The following is a 20,710-nucleotide window of genomic DNA, read 5'->3' as shown; positions in this document are numbered from 1 at the left end:
GACGCGCATGGACGCCATCTGACCCGCTCGGGTGCGCAGCGGAACGCTCATGGGACGTTTGTCGTTCGGAAAGATCCACTTTGACGCGGCCACGTCCAGCACGGCGACAACACCGGTATGCGTGTCGTCATCGTGACCGAATCCTTTCCCCCCGATGTGAACGGCGTGGCCCACTGCGCGCTCCAGACCGCCCGACACCTCGTCGATCGCGGTCACGCGCCCCTCGTCGTCGCACCGGCTCCCGCTCCCGGGAACAAGGCGGCCGCCTCCATGGCGCCCTGCCCCGTCGTCCATGTCCCCTCCCTCCCGCTCCCCGGCTACCCCCAGGTCAGGGTCGCGCTCCCCAGCCGGCGCCTGGCCGCCGCGCTGATCCAGCACCGGCCCGACGTCGTGCACCTGGCCAGCCCCTTCGTCCTCGGCGTGCGCGGCATGGCCGCCGCCGCCCGGCTCGGCATCCCCGCCGTCGCCGTCTACCAGACCGACCTGGCCGGATACGCCCGCACCTACATGGGCGCCGGCGAGGGCGCGGCCTGGCGGCGCATACGGTCCGTCCACTCCGCCGCCGACCTCACCCTCGTCCCCTCCAGTGCTTCCATGAACGATCTGGAGGCCCACCAAGTGCCCCGGCTCAAGCTGTGGGCACGCGGCGTGGACACCGCCCGCTTCCGCCCCGAGCTCCGCGACGAGAAGCTGCGCCGCGAACTCGCCCCGAACGGCGAGGTCATCGTCGGCTACGTCGGGCGGCTCGCCCCGGAGAAGCACATCGAGCTGCTCTCCGGCGTGTGCGGCCTGGCCGGTGTCAAGGTCGTCGTCGTCGGCGACGGGCCGAGCCGGCCCGCGCTCGCCGAGGCGCTGCCCGGCGCGGTCTTCCTGGGCCGCCGCGGCGGCGACGACCTCGCCCGGATCTTCGCCTCGTTCGACGTCTTCGCCCACACGGGCCCGTTCGAGACCTTCTGCCAGACCGTGCAGGAGGCCATGGCCAGCGGAGTGCCGGTCGTCGCCCCCGCCGCGGGCGGTCCGCTCGACCTGGTGGACCACGGCCGCACCGGCCTGCTGGTGCCGCCGAGGGACGCCGACGCCGTACGGAACGCCGTGCAGACCCTCGTCGCCGACCCGGCGCTGCGGGCCGCGTACGGCGCCGCCGGGCACGCCACGGTCGGGGGCCGCACCTGGGCCGCCGTCGGCGACCAGCTGATCGGCCACTACGCCGACGTGCTGGCCGCGCGCCGGGCGGTGGTGGCGGCATGACCGGCCTGCGGATCGTCCGGCTCGCGAACTTCGTCGCACCCGCCTCCGGGGGGCTGCGCACCGCGCTGCGCGAGCTGGGCAAGGGCTTCAAGCTGGCGGGCCACGCCCCCGTCCTGATCGTGCCCGGTGACAGGTACAGCGACGGCGAGACCGAGCAGGGCCGCGTGATCACTCTGCCCGGTCCGATGCTGCCCGGCACCGGCGGCTACCGCGTGCTCATCGACAGGCGGCGGGTCGCGTCCCTCCTCGAGGAACTCGCCCCCGACCGCCTTGAGGTCTCCGACCGCACCACGCTGCGCTGGACCGGCAGGTGGGCCCGCCGCGCCCGGGTGCCCGCCGTGATGGTCTCCCACGAGACCGCCGACGGCGTACTGCGGACCTGGGGCCTGTCGGAGAACCTGTCGCGGCGGGCCGCCGACGCCCTCAACGTCCGTACCGCCCACACGTACTCGCGGGTCGTGTGCACCACCGAGTTCGCCGAGCGGGAGTTCGTGCGGATCGGCGCCCGCAACGTCGTACGGGCCCCGCTGGGCGTCGATCTGATGAACCGGCGCCCCACCCTGCGCGACGCCGCGCTGCGCGCCACCCACGCGCGGGCGGACGAGACGCTGCTGGTGATGTGCTCGCGGCTCTCCGTGGAGAAGCGGCCCGGCACCGCCCTCGACGCCCTGGAGTCGCTGCGCCGGCGCGGAGTGCGCGCCGTGCTCGTGGTGGCGGGCAACGGCCCGCTGCGGGCGGGGCTGGAGAAGCGGGCGCAGGAGCGCGACCTGCCGGTCACCTTCCTCGGACACGTCGCCGACCGCAGTCTGCTCGGCGCGCTCCAGGCCTCCGCCGACGTGGCCATGGCCCCCGGGCCCGCCGAGACCTTCGGGCTCGCCGCACTGGAGGCCATGGCCTGCGGCACGCCCGTCGTGGCGAGCGCGTCGTCCGCGCTGCCGGAGGTGATCGGTTCCGCCGGGGCCACCGCCGCGGACAACGGGGACGCCTTCGCGGACGCCGTGGAGATGATCCTGGACCGTCCCGAGCGTGAGCGCCGGGAGGCGGCACGCGCGCGTGCGGAGTGCTTCGGCTGGGGCGCGGCGGTCGACGCCTTCCTCACGGCGCACGACGCGGCCCTGCCGGCGCGTCCCTTCGTGCGTGCGGAGGGCGCGGCATGAGACCGCTCCGTTACGTCGCCCTCGGGGACTCCCTGACCGAGGGGGTGGGCGATCCGGTGGGGAACGGGTGGCGCGGCTGGGCCGCGCTGCTCGCCGGGGGGCTGTCCGAACCGTCCGCCGAGTTCACCAACCTCGCGGTCAGCGGGGCGCAGACGCGGGACGTGCTGGAGACCCAGCTGCCGGCGGCGCTGGAACTGCGCCCGGACGTCGCGTCCGTCCTGGTGGGCGTGAACGACACCCTGCGCAGCACCTTCGACATCGAGAGGATCGCCCAGCGCCTCGACAAGGTCTACGAGTCCCTCACCCGTCAGGGCTCGGCCGTGCTCACGGCCTGCCTGCCCGACCCGGGCACGATGCTGGGTCTGCCGGGGGTGCTGGGCCATCCGCTGGCCCGCAGGCAGCGGGCCGTCAACACGGTGGTCCACACGCTGTCCGAGCGGTACGGGGCGGTGCATCTGCACGCCGTCGACGACCCCTGGATCATGGACCGCGCGATGTGGAGCTCGGACCGGCTGCATCCCGGGGAGCGCGGGCACCGGCAGATCGCTCTGCGCTTCCACGCGATGCTCAGGCACCGCGGCATCGGGACGCAGGCGGCTCCCGCGGCCGAGCCCGAGTTCCCGCCGCCCACCAGGTCGGCGAGCCTGCTGTGGCTGGCCACCGCGGGTACCGCCTGGGTGATCCGGCGCTGCAACGACCTGCTGCCGCAACTGGTGCGCCTCGCCGCCGTCGAGATGGGGCACCGCGCGAGGGGCAGGAGCGACCGGCTCGATCTGCGGGCGGCGCATTCGGTGTCGCGGGCGCTGGCGGCGTTGTCGGCGCCCGGGGCCATGGGGCTGTCCGAGCGCATGACTGTGCCGGAGCACCTGTCGCTGCCCGAGGGGCTGCCGGTGCCCGTGCCCGCACACCGCTCGGTCCCGAAGCCCCAGCCCGAACCGGAGGCGGCGTAGCGGGCGGCCAAGGCGAAGTGGCTCGGGTTGTGGGCGGTGGTCTTCGGCCAGGGGGTGGCTCGGATTGTCGGCGGCGGCCTACGACCAGGAAGCGGCCCCGGTCGTCAGCGGCGGCGTACGGACACGAACCGGACCGGTGTGCCCGGTACGGCCTGTGCGGCGGCCGGGAGGTCGGCCGTGCGGACGACGGCGATCACCGGGTAGCCGCCGGTCGTCGGGTGGTCGGCCAGGAATACCAGCGGCCTGCCGTCGGGCGGCACCTGGACAGCGCCCAGGACCACGCCCTCGCTGGGGAGTTCACGCGTGAGCGCCCGTTCCAGGGCGGGCCCCTCGGTGCGCAGCCCGATGCGGTTGCTCGCGGCGGAGACTCGGTACACGCGGGTGGTGAAGGCGCGCACGGCCGCCGTCGTGAACCAGTCCTCGCGCGGGCCCTGCGTCACGCGCAGCACGAGCTCGGTCGGGGGTGCCGGCTGCGGGGCGACGTCCACGCGTGCGTGCGGCCGCGTCGGTGGGCCGAGCGGCAGTACCGCGCCGTCCGTGAGGGGCGGTGGGCCGAGAGCGGACAGCAGGTCGGTGGAGCGGCTGCCGAGGACCGGTTCGACGGCGACGCCGCCGGAGACGCCCACATAGCCGCGTACGCCCGAAAGGGCCGCGCCGACCTCCAGGAGCGCGCCCGCGGGCACGTGCACCGGAGCGCCCCAGGCGACCGGGCGCCCGTCCACCGTGACCCGGCAGGGCGCGCCGGCGACCGCCACGGTGACCGCCGAACGGGGCCGCAGCGTGCAGCCGTTGAGCGTGGTCTCCAGCACCGCCGCCTCGGGCGGGTTGCCGACCAGCCGGTTGACCAGCGCCGCCGCGGGAGCGTCCAGCGCCCCGGAGCGGGGCACGCCGAGATGGGCGTGCCCGGGACGGCCGAGGTCCTGCACGGTGGTCAGTGCCCCGGCACGTACGACGGACAGGGCGTGGTCGCTCATGAGCTCCCCACGGCGACGAAGCGCACGCGCGTGCCCGGCGTCAGCAGCGCGGCCGGCACCCGCGTGTGGTCCCACAGCACGGTGTCGGTGCTGCCGATCAGCTGCCAGCCGCCGGGCGACGAGCGCGGGTACACGCCCGTGTAGGGACCCGCCAGCGCCACCGCACCGGCGGGCACGGAGGTGCGCGGAGAGGGCCGGCGCGGCACGTCGTAGCGCGGCGGCAGACCGGTGAGATAGCCGAAACCGGGGGCGAAACCGCAGAAGGCGACGCTGAATTCGGTGTCCGCGTGGATCCGCGCGACCTCCTCGGGGGACACCCCCCAGAGCGCGGCGACGTCGGCGAGGTCCGGGCCGTCGTAGCGCACCGGAAGTTCGACGGTCGCACGCGCGTGTGGGGGAGCGGGCGGCACTTCGGAGGTGGTCAGTTCGGTGGCGAGGCGGGCCGGGTCGGTGAGGCCGTCGAGCAGGACGGTCCGGGCCGCGGGGACGATCTCGCGGACCGACAGCGCGCCCTCGGCGCGGCGCCGCAGCAGCTCCGTGTGCAGCGCCCGGGCCTCCTCGCCCGAGGACACCTCGACGAGCAGGGCGTCGTCACCGACGGGCAGCACCCTCATGCGAAGGCCTCCACCCGGATCCCCGACTCCTCCAGCCGGGCCCGCACGCGGCGGGCCAGCTCGACGGCGCCGGGCGTGTCCCCGTGCAGGCACAGGGAACGCGCGCGTACCTCCACGCAGACCCCGGAGTGTGCGGTGACCGTGCCCGTGCGGGCCAGGCCCACCGAGCGCTCCACGACGGCCTCCGGATCGCTGACCAGGGCACCGCCCTGACCGCGCGGCACGAGCGTGCCCCGCTCGGTGTACGCGCGGTCCGCGAACGCCTCCGTGACGGCCGGGAGTCCGGCCTTGGCGGCCAGCTCCAGCACCCGGGAGCCGGGCAGGCCGAGCACGGGCAGCGTGGCGTCCGCCAGGAGCACGCCGTCGACGACCGCGCCGGCCTGCTCCTCGTCGTGCACGACGCGGTTGTAGAGCGCGCCGTGCGGCTTGACGTACGACACGCGCGTGCCCGCCGCTCGCGCGAAGACCTCCAGGGCGCCGATCTGGTAGGCCACTTCGGCCGTCAGCTCGGCGGGCGGCACGTCCATCGCGCGCCGCCCGAACCCCGCCAGGTCCCGGTAGGAGACCTGGGCGCCGATCCGTACCCCGCGCTCGGCCGCCTGCTCGCACACCCGCCGCATGGTGGCCGCGTCCCCGGCGTGGAAGCCGCAGGCCACGTTGGCGCTGGTGACGACCGACAGCAGCCGTTCGTCGTCGGTGAGCTGCCAGCGGCCGAAGCCCTCGCCGAGGTCGGCGTTGAGATCGATCGAGCTCATGAGTTCCGTCGTTTCCTCAGTCCGGTGGTCAGGCGACGATGCGGTGCTGCTCGTCGCGGGCATCGGTCAGGAACATCTGGCCCGGTGCGTGGGTGATGGCGAACGGCGGGCGGGAGGCCGTCACGGCGGCCTGCGGGGTCACTCCGCAGGCCCAGAACATCGGGATGTCGTCCGGCTCCAGGTCGACCGGGTCGCCGAAGTCGGGCCGTCCGAGGTCCGCGATGCCCAGCGCCGAGGGGTCACCGCAGTGCACGGGGGCGCCGTGCACCGCGGGCAGGAGGCCCGTCTCGCGCAGGGCCGCCGCCACGTGCTGCGGCGGCACCGGGCGCATGGACACCACCATCGGGCCGTGCAGCCGTCCCGCCGGCCGGCAGTGCCGACTCGTCACGTACATCGGGACGTTGCGGCCCTGCTCGACATGCCGGATCGGGACTCCCGCCCCGGCCAGCGCCGACTCGAAGGTGAAGCTGCACCCGATCAGGAACGACACGAGATCGCCCCGCCAGTGCGCCCGTACGTCCGTCGGCTGGTCCACCAACTCGCCGTCCCGCCACACCCGGTAGCGCGGCAGATCGGTGCGCAGGTCGGCGCCGTCGGCGAGGACGGTCGTCCAGGAACCGGCGTCCGTGACGTCGAGGACCGGGCAGGGCTTGGGGTTGCGCTGGCAGAACAGCAGCATGTCGTACGCCCAGTCGGCGGGCACCGAGATCAGATTGACCTGCGTGTGCCCCGCCGCGACCCCGGCCGTGGGGCCCGCGAGTCCGTCCCGGAAGCGTGCGCGGGCGGTCGCGGGGCTCCACGCGTGCGCGTGCTCGTCGACGGCGGTGACGGGCTGGTCCGCCGTCGCGGCGGTGAGCGGACGGTCCTCCGTGCGGTTCACGCCAGCTCCTTCCCGCGCGTCTCCGGCAGTCCGAGCAGGGCCAGCGCCGCGATGCCGTAGCCGATCGCGCCGAAGACCAGCGCGCCGCCCACACCCCAGCTGTCGGCGAGGAAGCCGACCGTGGTGGGGAAGACGGCGCCCACCGCGCGGCCGGTGTTGTAGGTGAAGCCCTGTCCCGTGCCGCGCACCGCCGTCGGGTACAGCTCGCTCAGGTACGAGCCGAAGCCGCTGAAGATCGCCGACATGCAGAACCCGAGCGGGAACCCGAGTATCAGCACCAGGGTGTTGGCACCGCTCGGGATGTTCGCGTACGCCAGGATGCAGACCGCCGACAGCAGCGCGAACAGCCAGATGTTGCGCCGGCGGCCCAGCCGGTCGGTGAGGTAACCGCCGGTCAGATAGCCGAGGAACGCGCCCGAGATCAGGAACGTCAGGTAGCCGCCGGTGCCGACGACCGACAGGTCGCGCTCGGTCTTCAGGTAGGTCGGCACCCAGGTGGCCAGGGTGTAGTAACCGCCCTGCACACCGGTGGAGAGCAGCCCCGCGAAGATCGTCGTACGCAGCAGACCGGGCTTGAAGATCGCCGCGAAGTTGCCCTTGTCCGTGCTCCGTTCACGCACGGCCACGGCCTCGGGGGCGTCGTGCACCCGGCGCCGCATCCAGATGACGAGCAGTGCGGGCAGGGCGCCGGTCCAGAACATCACGCGCCAGGCCAGGTCGTCGTCGGCGAGGGAGAAGACGACGGTGTACATGATCGCGGCCAGGGCCCAGCCGACGGCCCAGGAGCTCTGGATCGCGCCGAGGGTGCGGCCCCGGTGCTTGGCGCTCGCGTACTCGGCGACCAGGATCGCGCCGACCGCCCACTCGCCGCCGAAGCCGAGGCCCTGAAGCGCCCGGAAGACCAGCAGGGTCTCGTAGTTGGGCGCGAAACCGCAGGCGACGGTGAAGACCGCATAGGTGATCACGGTGATCATCAGCGCCTTGACCCGGCCGATCCGGTCGGCGAGCACCCCGGCGAGGGCGCCGCCGATCGCGGAGACGACGAGCGTGACGGTGGTGAGGAGGCCGGTCTGACCGCTGTCCAGGCCGAAGTACGCCGCCAGCACCACCATGCTCAGCGGCAGCATGAAGTAGTCGTAGGAATCCAGTGCATACCCGCCGAAAGCGCCCGCGAAGGCGCGGCGGCCGCGCGGGCCCAGGGCGCGCAGCCAGCCGAACGCGCCGTCGTCGTCGGCGCGTTCGTCAGCGGTGGGGTGGGTCAGGGCCTGCGGTGGAGGGGTCTTGCTCATGGGCACCTCGCAGAGAGGGGACGGGGGTGCAGGGGGGGGTGAGCCGTGCCGGTGCGAAGTACCGTAGGGGATTGTTCAACGATCCCTCAATACCCATGTTGGTTCGTTCTTGCGGTCTGCGATTGAATTCCGGCATGGACGAGCACCTGACCTCACTGTCCGAGGACCGCGCGCTCCTCGGCCGTACGAGCACCGCGGAGCGAGTCTCCGACATCCTCAGGAGCCGTATCGCCGAAGGGTTCTTCCCACCCGGCGCCCGGCTGTCGGAGGACAGCATCGGCGGCGCGCTCGGCGTCTCCCGCAACACCCTGCGCGAGGCGTTCCGGCTGCTCACCCATGAACGGCTGCTCGTGCACGAGCTGAACCGGGGGGTCTTCGTCCGGGTCCTGACCGTCGAGGACGTCGAGGACATCTACCGCACCCGCGGCCTCGTCGAGTGCGCCGTCGTACGGCGTCTCGGCGAGCCGCCGTACGGCTTGGACCCGCTCGCCGGAGCGGTCGAGGAGGGGCTCGGGGCGGCTCGTGAAGGTGACTGGAATGGTGTGGGTACGGCCAATATCCACTTCCACCGCGAGCTGGTCGCCCTGGCCGGCAGCGCCCGCACCGACGAACTGATGCGCAGCGTCTTCGCCGAGCTGCGGCTCGCGTTCCACGTCGTGGACGACCCGAAGCGCCTGCACGAGCCCTACCTCGCACGTAACCGGCAGATCCTCCAGGCGCTGGAAGCGGGCGACAAGGGCGGGGCGGAGAAGCTGCTCGCGGTCTATCTGGAGGACTCCTTGGAACGGGTCGTGGAGGTCTACCGACGCCGGGTGTCGAGCGCCCCGTAAGGGGCGCGGGGATCTGCGCGAACAACCACGGCCGCCCCGCACACGAGAAGCGAACCGATTCTCGGCTCAGCCGGCGGAGCGCCGTCGTTTGGTTCGTTGTCAGACCGAGGACCTAGTCTGTGCACCGTGACTTCGCCTGCATCGACGGACCGTGTTCCGCCCCAGCTCAGCGCGGGGCCGCGCCCGGCTCCGGGCCCGGCCGCCGACGAGGGGCTGGCGCGGCGGCTGCGCGCGCTCGCCTGCACCGCGCCGCTGCACGACCTCGACACGCGCAAGGCCAACCTCGCCGGCGAGTACTCGGTGTACGGCATGGCCGAGGTGGCACTCGCCGCCATCGACCTGGTCACCCTCAACATGGACTTCGACACCGGCGCCGACCACGACCAGATAGTCGCCCGTCTCATCCCCCGCATCGCCGCCCAGGCCCCGCGCCGCCCCGTCGCCGAGCACGAGCGGGTGGCCCGCTGGGTCCTGGAGAACCTGATCAACGTCGGCAGCGTGGACCGCGGCTTCCGGGCCGTGTACGGCACCTTCGCGCCGGACGGCAGCTATGTCCGCCGTGACTACGACTTCAAGCTGATCGAGGAGGTCCCGGGGCCGGGCGGCACCGTGTACCTCCGGACGACCGACGAGGCGGTCAACGTCCTCGTCGGCGCCCTCGACACCGATGTCACCAGCGCGCAGATCGCCGCCGAGGTCAAGCTGGAGGTGCTGATCAACCGCGGCCGCCTCGCCGACGCCCAGCTCGCCGCCGAGCAGGCCCGCTACCGCACCGTGCAGTACTCCGAGACGCTCCGCCGCGCCCTGGACGCGACCCGGCGCAATGTCCGGGCGGTCGACTGGCTGAACTCCGTCCCCGACATGATCGCCGAGGCCCTCGACCACGTCGCCGACCGGTACCGCCACGAGAACGCGATCCTCACGAACATCCGCAAGGCACGCGACGAGACCGAGGACGCGGAGCACAAGCGCCGCGCGGCCGAGCTGGTCGACATCGTCAAGGACTGCATCCGACGGCACACCCAGTTGCAGTCCCGGCTGCTGGAGGCCGGCCCCCTGTTCCGCGCCGAACAGGACCGGCAGGCCTTCGCGACACCCATGACCACGTCGGGGATCGACCTCTACGGTCACCTGGTCTCGCCGGTGCTCCCGCTGCCGCTGGAGCAGGCGGTCCGCGTCACGGACGCCTACTTCGCGCGCGGGACGGGTCTCCGTACGCCGGTGTCGGTCCGTGTGGCCGATCTTGTCGACATATTGCTGACGCCGCCCGTGGAGCGGGAGCATCTGGGCGCCGAGATGCCCGAGCCCGACCTGATCGCGACGCCGGACGACAGCCGGTTCAGCGAGGAGCAGCTGGCCGCCGCCATGGAGCTGCTGGACCTGCCGTCCGACGCGCCGCGCCGACTGTCGGGACTGCTGGCCCAGGCCCGTCGCCAGGACCCCGACCTGCCGTATCTGGTCGCCCTGCTGGCGGTCCACGCCGCCAGTCCGCCGGTGGGCACGGCCTATCGGCAGGGCGAGGAGAAGCTGCTGTTCGCCGTGGACGACGGCACCGAGCTGGACGACCCCGAGTTCGGCGGCGCCGACCTCATCGTCGGCACGGCCCTGCTGGACGCCGTGGGGATGGCGGCCGACAGAACGGAAGCAGCATGAGCCGCTTCGAGCACCGCACGAACCACCAGCACCACCGCACCGAGGAGCCGAAACCGTGACCGAGCACGTCGATCGGAGTGAACCGGAGGCCGCCGCCCCGCCGGCGACCGCCGCCGTCACCCCCGCCGACGCCGCCGACGCGGCGCGGCTCGTCGCCTTCGGGCTCCAGCCCAAGCTGCAGCCCGCGCGGGACCAGGAGTACACCGATCTGCTGCGCCGGTACCGCGAGGACCCGCCGTTCGCGCGGCTCGCGGACGCCGTGGCCGCGGGGCTCGGGCTGGTCGTGCTGGAGGTGTCCCCGCGCGCCGGGATGGCGGTGACCGCGGCCGAGGACTCCGTGTTCGCCGTGCGCATGGGCGACTACGCGCGTCGTACGTCCGCCGACGGCAGCGACCGCTTCCTGCACGGGCTGGCCCATCTCGCCGTGGCCGCCATGGCGTTCCCGCGGCCCGAGGACCTCGCCGACGACGGCTACATCGGACGCGTCACCGTCAACGGCGTCGACGCCTTCGTCCGGCAGGCCTGCCGCCGGCTGGAGGAGCGCGCCGAGGAACAGGGCGAGAACACCGACCCCGCCACGGACGCGCCCGGTCTGGAGGCGGCCTGGCGGATCTGGGTCAGACGCAGCGCGACCGGCGCCACCAAGGACGCGCGTCGGCTCGCCGGCTCCACCACCGGCATCGTCGGCAAGGCCGCGGCCTTCCTGACCGACTCCGGGTTCCTCCAGCGGACCGGTGACGACAACGGCGGCACCTATCGGACCACCGCTCGTTACCAGCTCCAGGTGCGGGACATGGCCGGCAGCGCCGCCATGGCCGAGCTGCTGGAGCTGGGCGTGGTCCCGGTCACCGACGGCACCGCGACCCTGCTGCCCGCGGAGGAGACGGACGACCTGGAGCTGGTGGCCGACGCCGGGTTGCCGTTCCACTCGGCCGGAGCTTCCTGAGGCCCCGCGGCCCGTGGGCTGCCCCGAACTTCCCCGATCTGCCGAAGACTTACGAGAGTCCGCCATGTACGAGCTGTCCCGGGTCCGTCTCTACTCCATCGGACCGGCCGGTGCACGCTACGCCGACACCGTGCTTGACCTGCGCGGCGTGGGCGAGCCGGTGCCCGACCCCGCGCCCACGCAGGCGGAGTTCTTCGAGGAGGAGCCCGTCGGCCCGCCGCGCCGGCCCGCCCCGGCAGGCGTGCTCTTCCTGGAGAACGGCGGCGGCAAGTCGGTCCTGCTCAAGCTGATCTTCTCCGTGATGCTGCCGGGCCACCGCAACACCCTGGGCGGCGCCAGCTCCGGCGTGCTGCGGAAGTTCCTGCTCGCCGACGACTGCGGGCATGTCGCGCTGGAGTGGCAGCACACGCTCACCGGCGAGTGTGTCGTGGTCGGCAAGGTGAGCGAGTGGCGCGGACGCCAGGTCTCCAACGACCCCCGGAAGTTCGCCGAGGCCTGGTACTCCTTCCGGCCCGGCCCCGGGCTCTCCCTGGACAACCTGCCCGTCGCCGAGTCCACGGCCGTACGGGCGCCCGTGGAGGGCCAGTCCGGCGCGCAGGGCCGCCGCCGCACCATGAAGGGCTTCCGGGACGCGATCACGGAGGCGGGCAAGGCGTATCCGCATCTGGAGGTGCACTGGGAGGAGATCCACGACCGCTGGATCGAGCACCTCGGCGACCTCGGCCTCGACCCCGAACTCTTCCGCTACCAGCGCGAGATGAACGCGGACGAGGGTGAGGCGGCCGGCCTCTTCGCGGTCAAGAAGGACTCCGACTTCACCGACCTGCTGCTGCGGGCCGTGACCGACACGCGCGACACCGACGGCCTCGCCGACCTGGTCGGCGGCTTCGGCAACAAGCTGGGCAGGCGTGCCGAGCTGATCGCCGAGCGGGACTTCACCGCCGGATCCGTCGACCTGCTCGGGCGGATCGTCGAGGCCGCCGAGACCCGCTCACGCGCACGTGACATCCACGCCGGCGCCGAGCGGCGCACCAGGACCCTGGCCCGGCGGCTGTCCGCGCGAGGCGTCCAGGAGCGGGTACGGGCCGCCGACCTCGCCCAGCGGGTCACCGCCGCCGCGTACGCCGTCACCCACGCCGAGGCGGCCCGCGAGCGCAGCGCGCTGATCGCCGCCGAACTCGCCTACCGGCACGCCTCGCTGGCGCTCGCCGCGGCCGAGAAGTCCGCGGCCGCCCAGAAGCGCGAGCTCGCCGACGCCCGCACCCTGCACTCCGCCTGGCAGGCCGCCGAAGCCGTCCTGCGGCACCGCGCCTCCTCCGACCGCGTCGCACGGGTGGCCGCCGCCATCCAGGAGGCCGAGCGCGACGCGGCCCCCGCGCTGGCCGCCCGCGCCAAGGCCGCCGTCGATCTCGTACGGGCCCTGCACGCCGCGGCGGAGAGCGCCGAGGCCCTCGCCAACGAGGGGGAGGAGCGCTCCGCCGCCCTCCAGGAGGTCAGCGAGTCCGCCTACGCGGACTCCACCGCCGCCGCCACCGACGCGCAGCGCGCCCGCAGTGAGGTCGGCCACCTGCGGCAGCGCCTGACCGAGGTCGAGCAGGAGACCGCCGAGGCCGTCCGCGCGGGCTGGCTCGACGACAGCACGCCCGACGCCGACCCGGCCCGCGCCGCCCTCGCGGCGAGCGACGCCGAGAAGAGCGCCGTCGCCGCCTGGGACACCGCCCGCGAGGCTTCCCGGCGCGCCTCGGAGCACGCGCGTGAAGCGGCCTCCACCGAGTCCCGTGCGGAACTGACGGCGGCCCGCGCGGCGGACGCGGCGACGGCGGCGGACCGTGCGTACGACGCCGAGCGGCGGCTCGCCGAGGGGCTGGCGGCGGAGGAACGCCTGGCCGAACTGCTGAGCCTGACCGGTGAGCCGGGTGTGAAACGCGGGTCGGTTCCCGCTCCTCGCAACGGTGAGGACGGCAACGAAAGCCCGGCCGCTGCCGGTGCCCTCACCCCGGAGGAGCTGGACCGGTTCGCCGGCGAACTGCGTGAGCTGCTCGACGACGCCGTTTCCGCCGCCGAGCGCCAGCTCTTCGAGCTGCGTACGGCGGCCGCGGACGACGCCCGGATCCTGGGCGCGCTCGGCGACGGCGGGCTGCTGCCGCCCGGCCCGGACGTGCTGGCGACCGTGGAGTTCCTCGGCGAGCAGGGCATCCCTGCGCTGCCGGGCTGGCGCTACCTCGCCCAGGCCGTCGACCCCACCGACCACGCGCGCGTACTGGCCGCCCGGCCCGAACTGGTCGACGGCGTGATCATCACCGACCCGGCCACGCACGCGCGTGCCCGCGAGGTGCTGGGCGACGCGGCCCTGTTGCCCCGGTCCGCCGTAGCGGTGGGCACGGCCGCCGCCCTGCTCGCCCCGACTCCGGCCGCCGACGCGCCGGACGGTGACGTCTTCCTCGTACCTCCGAACCCGGCCATGCACGACGAGTTCGCCGCCGACGAGGAGCGTCAGGCGCTGCGCGCGCGGACGACCGAGCGGGACGAGGAGATCCGCGGCCTCGCCGCACGGCTCGGCAAGGACCGTGAACTGGCGGCCCGGCTCGCCTCATGGCGGACCGGCTGCCCGGACGGACGGCTGGTGGAGCTGGCGCAGGCGGCCGGGGAGGCGCGCGCGTTCGCCGAGGAGTCCGAGGCCGAACTGGCCGAGGCGCGGACCGTGCGGGCCGAGGCCGACGAAGCCGCCGCCGAGGCGGCCCAGGTCCGCGACGAGCGGCAGGAGACCGCGCAGAAGGCCCGGCGGTCCGCCGACGCCCTGGCGGGGCTGGCGTTCCGGCTGCGTGAGCGGGCGGGCTGGCAGGTCAAGGTGCGCGAACTCGCCGACGAGGCCGTCGAGTCCGAGGCCCGCGCCCAGAGCTGCCTGGAGCGTGCCCGCGCCGCCGACGAGGACCGCCGGGCCGCCCAGCGCGCGGCCGACGACGCGCGCCGCACCGCGCGTGCCCTGCGCGCCGAGCGCTCGGAGATCGCGGGCGCCCCCGACGACGTACCCGACACGGACGCGGTCGAGCCGAAGGCGTCCCTGCCCGCGCTTCGCGAGGCGTACCGGGCCGCGTCCCAGGTGTACGAGAAGGTCGGCGTCGGCGCCGACCTGCGTGCCGAGCAGGCCCGCGCGGAGAGCGACGAGAGCGCGGCGCGCGCGGAGCTGGACCGGCTGAGCAACAAGGTCCGTACCCGGGCCGAGCAGCTCCTGCAGTCGCCGGACGGCTCCGACGGACCCTCCCGGCAGGCGGCTTCCGCGCGCGCGGAGGAGCTGGTCCAGCTTCTGGAGACCCGCATGTCCAGCGCCAGCGAACAGCTCGGGCGGCTGCGCGGCGAGGCCGAGCGGCACGCCCCCGAGGACGGTGAGGCACACACCGAGCTGTCCGAGGAAATCCAGCCGCGCGACGCCGACCACGCGCAGGCTCTGCTGCGCACCGCGACGACCGAACTCGCCGCCCGAACCGAGGCGTTGACACAGGCACGCGAGGCGCACGCCGAACTCCTCGAAGCCCACCGCGGCGCCGAGGACGCGGCCGGTGGCTTCGACGAGATCGCCGCGATGCTGCGCGACCTGCTGCGCGAGCACGCCTTGGACGAGGAGCAGGACGAGCCGGAGGCCTACCCCGGCGGCCCGGAGGAGGCCCGGCACTCCGCGGCCGAGGCCCGCCGGTCGCTGCGCGGCTGCGCCGCCGACCTGTCCGCCGCCGAGGCCGCCGTGCGCGAGGCGAGCGACGTGCTCGTACGGCACGCCAACTCCACGCGGTACGAGCAGGTCCGCACCCCCGCCCGCCAGCAGATCCGTGAACTGCCCGCCTCCGCACTGCCCGAGCACGCGCAGAAGTGGGCGGACGCCTTCGCGCCCCGACTCCGTGTGCTCACCGACGAGTTGGCGCAGCTGGAGCGCAACCGCGACTCGATCGTGGACCGGCTGCGCGGCCTGGTGGAGTCGGCGCTGGCCACCCTGCGGTCCGCGCAGCGTCTGTCCCGGCTGCCCGAAGGGCTCGGCGAGTGGTCCGGACAGGAGTTCCTGCGCATCCGCTTCGAGGAGCCCGACCAGGCCACCCTCACCGAACGGCTGGGCGAGGTCGTCGACGAGGCGACCCGCGCGGCCGTGAAGAAGAACTCCGACCTGCGACGCGACGGAATGTCGCTGCTCCTGCGGGGAGTCGCCGCGGCGCTCCAGCCCAAGGGCGTCGCCGTCGAGATCCTCAAGCCGGACGCCGTGCTGCGCGCCGAGCGCGTGCCCGTCGGGCAGATGGGCGACGTGTTCTCGGGCGGTCAGCTCCTCACCGCCGCCATCGCCCTGTACTGCACGATGGCCGCGCTCAGGAGCAATGACCGGGGCCGGGACAAGCACCGGCACGCGGGCACGCTCTTCCTCGACAACCCCATCGGGCGCGCCAACGCGACCTATCTGCTGGAGCTGCAGCGGGCCGTGTCGGACGCGCTCGGCGTCCAGCTCCTCTACACCACGGGCCTGTTCGACACGACCGCGCTCGCCGAGTTCCCGCTGGTCATCCGCCTGCGCAACGACGCCGACCTGCGGGCGGGCCTGAAGTACATCAGCGTGGAGGAGCACCTCCGCCCGGGGCTTCCCCAGCAGCCCCAGGCGGGGGAGGCGGTGCACAGCGAGATCACGGCGACCCGGATGTTCAAGCGCCTGGCGGCACCGGCGACGCCGTGATGTGAGCCGGCGGTGAACGGAGGCGCGGGGTCGCTCAGTTCGCCGCCGACAAGACGACGGGACCGTCGCCGGGTGCGGCCTGCCTTGCCGCGCCCTCCAGGCTGTGCTCGGCGAGGACGCCCGTCCGATGGCGCTGAACGAACCAGTAGCAGGCGAAGCCGCCGCCCGCGACGACGGCGACGAACAGCACCGCGCCCCGGCGCAGATACCAGTGGTACGGAGCCGCAGCGTTGGGGTCTTGCGGCTGTCAGCAACCGTACGACGTGCCCCGACACGTGCGAACGGGCGCCGGCTGTCCTGCCGGTACCGGCTGTCCGACCGGGGGTTGGGGGATCGGCCGCTCGACCGCGCGTCAGCTGTGCGGCCGGCCGCGTGCCGATCGACCGGAACTCAGGAGTGCGACAACCGCCCGGTCCGGCTCCGCCGGCCTATTCGCTCCTGCGCGCGCTCGGCCTCCCGCGCCAGCTGCCGGGCTCGGCGCCGCTCGCGTCGCAGGGAGCGCGCCGTGCTGCTCGGCGCCGAGACCACGCCGTTGCGCTGGTTCCAGACCTGGCGGGTCACCCAGACGTCCAGGGCGCCCCAGGTGGCCACCACGGTGCTGACGACGCTGCTGATCACCATGGGGAACGCCAGCCACGATCCCGCCAGCGTGCACAGGAAGGCCACCATCGCCTGTATCAGCGTCAACGCGATGATCAGCACGGCCCGCACCGCCGACCTGCGCACCGGATCCGGCATTCGGCGCCGGGGCGCGGTCTCCTCCACCCACAACGGCCGGTACCCCGACCAGCCCCCGGGCGTCCGGTCACCGTCGGCCGCCACGCCGGCGTCGTCCTCGTCCGCCGTCACCACGCGTGTGCCCTCCGGAATCTCGCGGCTCACCGTCTCCGTGCGCCCGCCCACCGGAATGTCGCGATCCAGCGCTTCGGGACCGCGCCGCGCCCTCTCGTGCGCCGTGGCGCCGTCCTCAAGCGCCTCACGCCGCTCCGCCGTGCCCATCACCGTGTCACTCCCCACCGCCAGCAGACCCCTTGCCCGTGTCCGAAGACCCGACTCCCCAGTGGCTGCCCGGCTTGCGCTGTTTTACGCCGCCCAGGGGCTGGATGCGGCTCCTGTGGCCCATTCCGCCCCCATTTCCCGTACAGAAGGACGAACGACGCGGCCCGAAGATTCCCGGGAATGATAGAAATCCGGCCAACTGGCCAGAGAAACCGGCTGGTTCCCTCCCTCGGGGTGCCATGGGATCGCGGTAGGCAATCTCCCGTAATGAACGGACAACTCCACATGTCTCGTCGCCGGTACGGAAGTTCAGGTTCCGGACCGCTCTTCGAGTTAGTTGTGCGTCGGTAGTAGGCTCGCGCCGACTGTTGACGCACAGGTGTGCCCCCTGCCCGGTGGGGGGTTTGAGCTGGGGGAGGCCATGCGCTTTCGCGGGAAGTCGATCCGCCGGAAGATGGTGGCGCTGCTTCTCGTGCCGCTGGTGTCCCTGACCGCTATCTGGGGTTTCGCCACGGTACTCACGGGGCGAGGTGTGGCCCAGTTGTTCACGGTGTCGTCCCTCGTCGAGAAGATCGGTTACTCCACCGAGGACGCCGTGCGCGTCCTCCAGCAGGAGCGCCGTCAGGCGCTCGTCTATCTCGCCGACCCACGGGCCTCGGACGCACTGACGGCACTGCGCGTCACCCGGCGCTCCACCGACGCCGCGGTGTCCGAGATCCGCAAGAACGCCAAGGACCCCGACGTCCGTGACGGGATGGACGAGGGCGACGAGGAGCGCCTCACCGCGGTCCTGGACGCCTTCGACGGCATCAACGCCCTGCGCCGCAGCGTCGAGGACGGCACGGTGACCCGCGCCCAGGCCCTGTATCTCTACAACCGCCTCGTCGACCCCTGCTACGCCCTGCTGGGTGCCCTCGACGGCATCGACAGCGTCGCGATGGACAAGCAGGCACGCGCCCTGCTCAACGTCACCCGCGCCCGCGAGCTCCTCTCCCGCGAGGACGCGTTGCTCAGTTCCGCCCTCGTGGTCGGCAAGCTCACCCGCGAGGAGATCCGCGACGTCTCCGACCTCGTGGCCCAGCGCACCCTCATGTACGACGTCAGCCTCACCGACCTGCCGTCGTCGGAGCGCGAGCGCTTCGAGCGCTTCTGGAAGAACGCCTCCACCGCCCCGCTGCGCGTCGCCGAACAGGCCGTCATCTTCGGCCAGCCGGGCCGGCCCAGCATCGTCGAGGCCAAGAGCTGGGACACCGCCGCGGGCAGCGTCCTGGAAGAGCTCAGCAAACTCAACGACGAGGCGGGCACCCGCTATCAGGAGCGCGTCCAGCCGGTCGCGATGGGCGTCATCGTCAAGGCCGCCATCGCCGGCGTCCTCGGACTGCTTGCCCTGCTGTTCTCGCTCGTGCTGTCCGTACGGATCGGCCGCAGCCTCATCCGCGACCTGCGGCAGCTGCGCATGGAGGCCCACGAGGCGTCCGGTGTGCGCCTGCCCAGCGTGATGCGCCGCCTGTCCGCCGGCGAACAGGTCGACGTGGAGACCGAGGTCCCGCGCCTGGAGTACGACAAGAACGAGATCGGCGAGGTCGGCCAGGCCCTCAACACCCTCCAGCGCGCCGCCGTCGAGGCCGCCGTCAAGCAGGCCGAACTGCGCGCCGGCGTCTCCGAGGTCTTCGTGAACCTCGCCCGCCGCAGCCAGGTCCTCCTGCACAAGCAGCTCACCCTCCTCGACACCATGGAACGCCGGACCGAGGACACCGACGAACTCGCCGACCTGTTCCGCCTGGACCACCTGACCACCCGCATGCGCCGCCACGCCGAGGGCCTGGTGATCCTCTCCGGCGCCGCCCCCTCCCGGCAGTGGCGCAAGCCCGTCCAGCTCATGGATGTCGTGCGCGCCGCGGTCGCCGAGGTCGAGGACTACGAGCGCATCGAGGTGCGCCGGCTGCCCCGTGTCGCCGTCACCGGTCCGGCCGTCGCGGACATCACTCACCTCGTCGCCGAACTCCTGGAGAACGCCACGGTGTTCTCCCCGCCGCACACAGCGGTCCAGGTGCTGGGCGAGCGCGTCGCCAACGGCTTCACCCTGGAGATCCACGACCGCGGCCTGGGCATGGCCGCCGAGGCCCTCCTCGACGCCAACCTCCGGCTCGCCGAGACGCCCGAGTTCGAACTGTCCGACACCGACCGGCTCGGCCTCTTCGTGGTCAGCCGTCTCGCCCAGCGCCAGAACGTCCGTGTCTCCCTCCAGCCGTCGCCGTACGGCGGTACCACCGCCGTCGTGTTCATCCCCGACGCGCTCCTCACCGACGACGTGCCCGACACCAACGGCATCGGATTCCGCCTCGACCGGCCCACCCCGTCCAAGGAGGCGGAGCTGGAGGAGGCGCGCCGCGCGGCCCTCTCCCAGGTACCGGTCCGCGTGCCCGGCCTGCCCACCCCGCTCCTGGACGGCCCGGTCGAACTGGAAGCCCCTGTCGACCTCGACGCGCTCGGAGGCTTCCCGGACCACCTCGACGACGAGGACGGCGATCGCGGCGGCCTGTTCCGCCCGCGCCGGGCCCTCGGCCCCACGGAGACCGAGGCGACGGGCCCCCTCGGCGAGCAGCACCCGGCCTCCGGGATCCCCGGCGGCCCGGAGCAGACCGGCCCCGAAGCCGACATGAGCGCCCCGGTGCCGCTGCCCCGCCGCAGTACACCCAAGCTGGTCAGCTCGCACGGGCGCCCCGTCACGGAGCAGCGCTCCCGGCGCGAGAAGCCGGACCCTGAGCCCACGGCGAGCCAGACCCGACCGCAGCCCAACGGCCTCGCTCCGCTGCCGACCCGCCGCCGCGGCACAGGGCCCCAGGGCGGCGCGGCCGACGGGCACGACCATGGCCAGGAGCGCCCCGGTATCCCGTCCGCCGGCGCGCGGGACCGCGGTGAGCAGCCGGAGCCACCGGCACTGCCAAAGCGCACACACCGCCCGGCGATCGCGTCCGGCGGCCCCGACGACTCCGCACCGACCCTGGCCGGCGCGCAACCGCCCAGTGGCTCCGGAGCGGGCGCGCTGCCCCGACGCGTACGGCAGGCCAACCTGGCTCCCCAGCTCAGGCAGGGCCCCGCGCGGCGCCCCGAGGGCAAGCCGGAGCCCGTGGAACGGGACGCGGACGAGGTACGCAGCCGAATGGCCTCGCTCCAGCGCGGCTGGCAACGCGGCCGCACGGAGAACGCCGCGGGCGACGACACCCACAGCGGCACAGCACCACAACGAACGACTAAGGGGGACGGTCGATGACCGCACCAGAGGCGACCGGCCACACCGCGACGAACCAGTCGGGGGAGCTCAACTGGCTCCTCGACGACCTGGTGGACCGCGTCGCCAGCATCCGCAAGGCCCTTGTGCTCTCCGGCGACGGCCTGCCGACGGGTGTGTCCAAGGACCTGACCCGTGAGGACAGCGAGCACCTGGCCGCTGTGGCGTCCGGGTTCCACAGCCTCGCCAAGGGCGTGGGCCGCCACTTCGAGGCGGGCAGCGTCCGGCAGACGGTCGTCGAGCTGGACGAAGCCTTCCTGTTCGTGACGGCGGCCGGTGACGGCAGCTGCCTCGCCGTGCTCTCGGACGCCGACTCCGACGTCGGCCAGGTCGCGTACGAGATGACGCTCCTCGTCAAGCGGGTCGGCGTACATCTGGGCTCCACTCCGCGCACCGATCTGACCTCGGGCGGGTAGTG

At 73.5% G+C, this 20,710-nt stretch carries 15 protein-coding genes and 1 pseudogene; 9 read left to right on the top strand and 7 right to left on the bottom strand.

From position 1 onward, the window contains the following. Positions 1-117: 117 nt before the first annotated feature. Genes AC3ETA_RS05335 through AC3ETA_RS05325 form a run of 3 tightly spaced genes read left to right on the top strand, consistent with a single transcriptional unit; the run spans position 118 to position 3,355 of the window. Positions 118-1,248, top strand: coding sequence for a glycosyltransferase family 4 protein (locus AC3ETA_RS05335; protein ID WP_432191636.1), 1,131 nt, complete (start codon positions 118-120; stop codon positions 1,246-1,248). Then, on the top strand, positions 1,245-2,405 hold the full coding sequence (locus tag AC3ETA_RS05330) for a glycosyltransferase (protein WP_432191635.1): 1,161 nt from the start codon (positions 1,245-1,247) through the stop codon (positions 2,403-2,405). Before AC3ETA_RS05335 ends, AC3ETA_RS05330 begins: the two co-directional genes overlap by 4 nt. Continuing rightward, positions 2,402-3,355 carry an SGNH/GDSL hydrolase family protein gene (locus tag AC3ETA_RS05325; protein ID WP_432191634.1) on the top strand — a complete coding sequence of 318 codons (954 nt, stop codon included), beginning with the start codon at positions 2,402-2,404 and terminating at the stop codon, positions 3,353-3,355. The genes AC3ETA_RS05330 and AC3ETA_RS05325 overlap by 4 nt, the downstream gene beginning before the upstream one ends. Positions 3,356-3,459: 104 nt before the next feature. Here AC3ETA_RS05325 and AC3ETA_RS05320 read toward each other — a convergent pair whose 3' ends face one another. The 5 genes from AC3ETA_RS05320 to AC3ETA_RS05300 are packed head-to-tail and all read right to left on the bottom strand — an operon-like array spanning position 3,460 to position 7,867. Further along, the gene (locus AC3ETA_RS05320; protein WP_432191633.1) at positions 3,460-4,329 is read right to left on the bottom strand and encodes a 5-oxoprolinase subunit C family protein; all 870 of its coding nucleotides are present in this window, start codon (positions 4,327-4,329) and stop codon (positions 3,460-3,462) included. Beyond that, a complete protein-coding gene (locus AC3ETA_RS05315; protein WP_432191632.1) occupies positions 4,326-4,943 on the bottom strand; it encodes a 5-oxoprolinase subunit B family protein in 618 nt (205 codons plus the stop codon). The genes AC3ETA_RS05320 and AC3ETA_RS05315 overlap by 4 nt, the downstream gene beginning before the upstream one ends. Beyond that, on the bottom strand, positions 4,940-5,698 hold the full coding sequence (locus AC3ETA_RS05310) for a LamB/YcsF family protein (RefSeq protein WP_432191631.1): 759 nt from the start codon (positions 5,696-5,698) through the stop codon (positions 4,940-4,942). The genes AC3ETA_RS05315 and AC3ETA_RS05310 overlap by 4 nt, the downstream gene beginning before the upstream one ends. Positions 5,699-5,726: 28 nt before the next feature. Continuing rightward, positions 5,727-6,578: a putative hydro-lyase gene (locus AC3ETA_RS05305; protein ID WP_432191630.1), complete on the bottom strand. Its 852-nt coding sequence runs from the start codon at positions 6,576-6,578 to the stop codon at positions 5,727-5,729. Continuing rightward, positions 6,575-7,867 carry an MFS transporter gene (locus tag AC3ETA_RS05300; protein ID WP_432191629.1) on the bottom strand — a complete coding sequence of 431 codons (1,293 nt, stop codon included), beginning with the start codon at positions 7,865-7,867 and terminating at the stop codon, positions 6,575-6,577. The genes AC3ETA_RS05305 and AC3ETA_RS05300 overlap by 4 nt, the downstream gene beginning before the upstream one ends. A gap of 134 nt (positions 7,868-8,001) precedes the next feature. Here AC3ETA_RS05300 and AC3ETA_RS05295 point away from each other — a divergent pair, with 134 nt between their 5' ends. From AC3ETA_RS05295 to AC3ETA_RS05280, 4 genes are all read left to right on the top strand, one after another. Further along, the gene (locus tag AC3ETA_RS05295; RefSeq protein WP_432191628.1) at positions 8,002-8,697 is read left to right on the top strand and encodes a GntR family transcriptional regulator; all 696 of its coding nucleotides are present in this window, start codon (positions 8,002-8,004) and stop codon (positions 8,695-8,697) included. A 126-nt stretch (positions 8,698-8,823) separates the two neighbouring features. After that, positions 8,824-10,350: a hypothetical protein gene (locus AC3ETA_RS05290; RefSeq protein WP_381520112.1), complete on the top strand. Its 1,527-nt coding sequence runs from the start codon at positions 8,824-8,826 to the stop codon at positions 10,348-10,350. Positions 10,351-10,405: 55 nt separating this feature from the next. After that, positions 10,406-11,296, top strand: coding sequence for a hypothetical protein (locus AC3ETA_RS05285; RefSeq protein ID WP_403079245.1), 891 nt, complete (start codon positions 10,406-10,408; stop codon positions 11,294-11,296). Positions 11,297-11,360: 64 nt separating this feature from the next. Continuing rightward, positions 11,361-16,001: a hypothetical protein gene (locus AC3ETA_RS05280; RefSeq protein ID WP_432191627.1), complete on the top strand. Its 4,641-nt coding sequence runs from the start codon at positions 11,361-11,363 to the stop codon at positions 15,999-16,001. Positions 16,002-16,035: 34 nt separating this feature from the next. Here AC3ETA_RS05280 and AC3ETA_RS05275 read toward each other — a convergent pair. Together AC3ETA_RS05275 and AC3ETA_RS05270 are read right to left on the bottom strand one after the other, a co-directional pair. Beyond that, positions 16,036-16,233, bottom strand: a pseudogene (locus tag AC3ETA_RS05275) (amino acid permease); the annotation flags it as partial. 158 nt (positions 16,234-16,391) lie between these two features. Then, entirely contained in the window at positions 16,392-17,000 is a 609-nt protein-coding gene (locus AC3ETA_RS05270; RefSeq protein ID WP_432191852.1) for a hypothetical protein, read from the bottom strand. A 421-nt stretch (positions 17,001-17,421) separates the two neighbouring features. Here AC3ETA_RS05270 and AC3ETA_RS05265 point away from each other — a divergent pair, with 421 nt between their 5' ends. Next, positions 17,422-20,274, top strand: coding sequence for a nitrate- and nitrite sensing domain-containing protein (locus tag AC3ETA_RS05265; protein ID WP_432191626.1), 2,853 nt, complete (start codon positions 17,422-17,424; stop codon positions 20,272-20,274). Next, complete coding sequence (locus tag AC3ETA_RS05260; protein WP_030955653.1) at positions 20,271-20,708, top strand: roadblock/LC7 domain-containing protein; 438 nt, start codon at positions 20,271-20,273, stop codon at positions 20,706-20,708. Before AC3ETA_RS05265 ends, AC3ETA_RS05260 begins: the two co-directional genes overlap by 4 nt. The last annotated feature ends 2 nt before the right edge of the window (positions 20,709-20,710 follow it).

This window comes from Streptomyces sp. bgisy027 (assembly GCF_057710365.1).
Note: the sequence above shows the minus strand (reverse complement) of the source record. Positions and strands in the feature narration are given on the sequence as shown.

Bases quoted from the DNA above. Each gene is read 5' to 3' on its own strand.
- AC3ETA_RS05335 (WP_432191636.1), top strand. From the start codon at position 118: ATGCGTGTCGTCATCGTGACCGAATCCTTTCCCCCCGATGTGAACGGC.
- AC3ETA_RS05330 (WP_432191635.1), top strand. From the start codon at position 1,245: ATGACCGGCCTGCGGATCGTCCGGCTCGCGAACTTCGTCGCACCCGCC.
- AC3ETA_RS05325 (WP_432191634.1), top strand. From the start codon at position 2,402: ATGAGACCGCTCCGTTACGTCGCCCTCGGGGACTCCCTGACCGAGGGG.
- AC3ETA_RS05320 (WP_432191633.1), bottom strand. From the start codon at position 4,329: ATGAGCGACCACGCCCTGTCCGTCGTACGTGCCGGGGCACTGACCACC.
- AC3ETA_RS05315 (WP_432191632.1), bottom strand. From the start codon at position 4,943: ATGAGGGTGCTGCCCGTCGGTGACGACGCCCTGCTCGTCGAGGTGTCC.
- AC3ETA_RS05310 (WP_432191631.1), bottom strand. From the start codon at position 5,698: ATGAGCTCGATCGATCTCAACGCCGACCTCGGCGAGGGCTTCGGCCGC.
- AC3ETA_RS05300 (WP_432191629.1), bottom strand. From the start codon at position 7,867: ATGAGCAAGACCCCTCCACCGCAGGCCCTGACCCACCCCACCGCTGAC.
- AC3ETA_RS05295 (WP_432191628.1), top strand. From the start codon at position 8,002: ATGGACGAGCACCTGACCTCACTGTCCGAGGACCGCGCGCTCCTCGGC.
- AC3ETA_RS05280 (WP_432191627.1), top strand. From the start codon at position 11,361: ATGTACGAGCTGTCCCGGGTCCGTCTCTACTCCATCGGACCGGCCGGT.
- AC3ETA_RS05270 (WP_432191852.1), bottom strand. From the start codon at position 17,000: ATGGGCACGGCGGAGCGGCGTGAGGCGCTTGAGGACGGCGCCACGGCG.
- AC3ETA_RS05265 (WP_432191626.1), top strand. From the start codon at position 17,422: ATGCGCTTTCGCGGGAAGTCGATCCGCCGGAAGATGGTGGCGCTGCTT.
- AC3ETA_RS05260 (WP_030955653.1), top strand. From the start codon at position 20,271: ATGACCGCACCAGAGGCGACCGGCCACACCGCGACGAACCAGTCGGGG.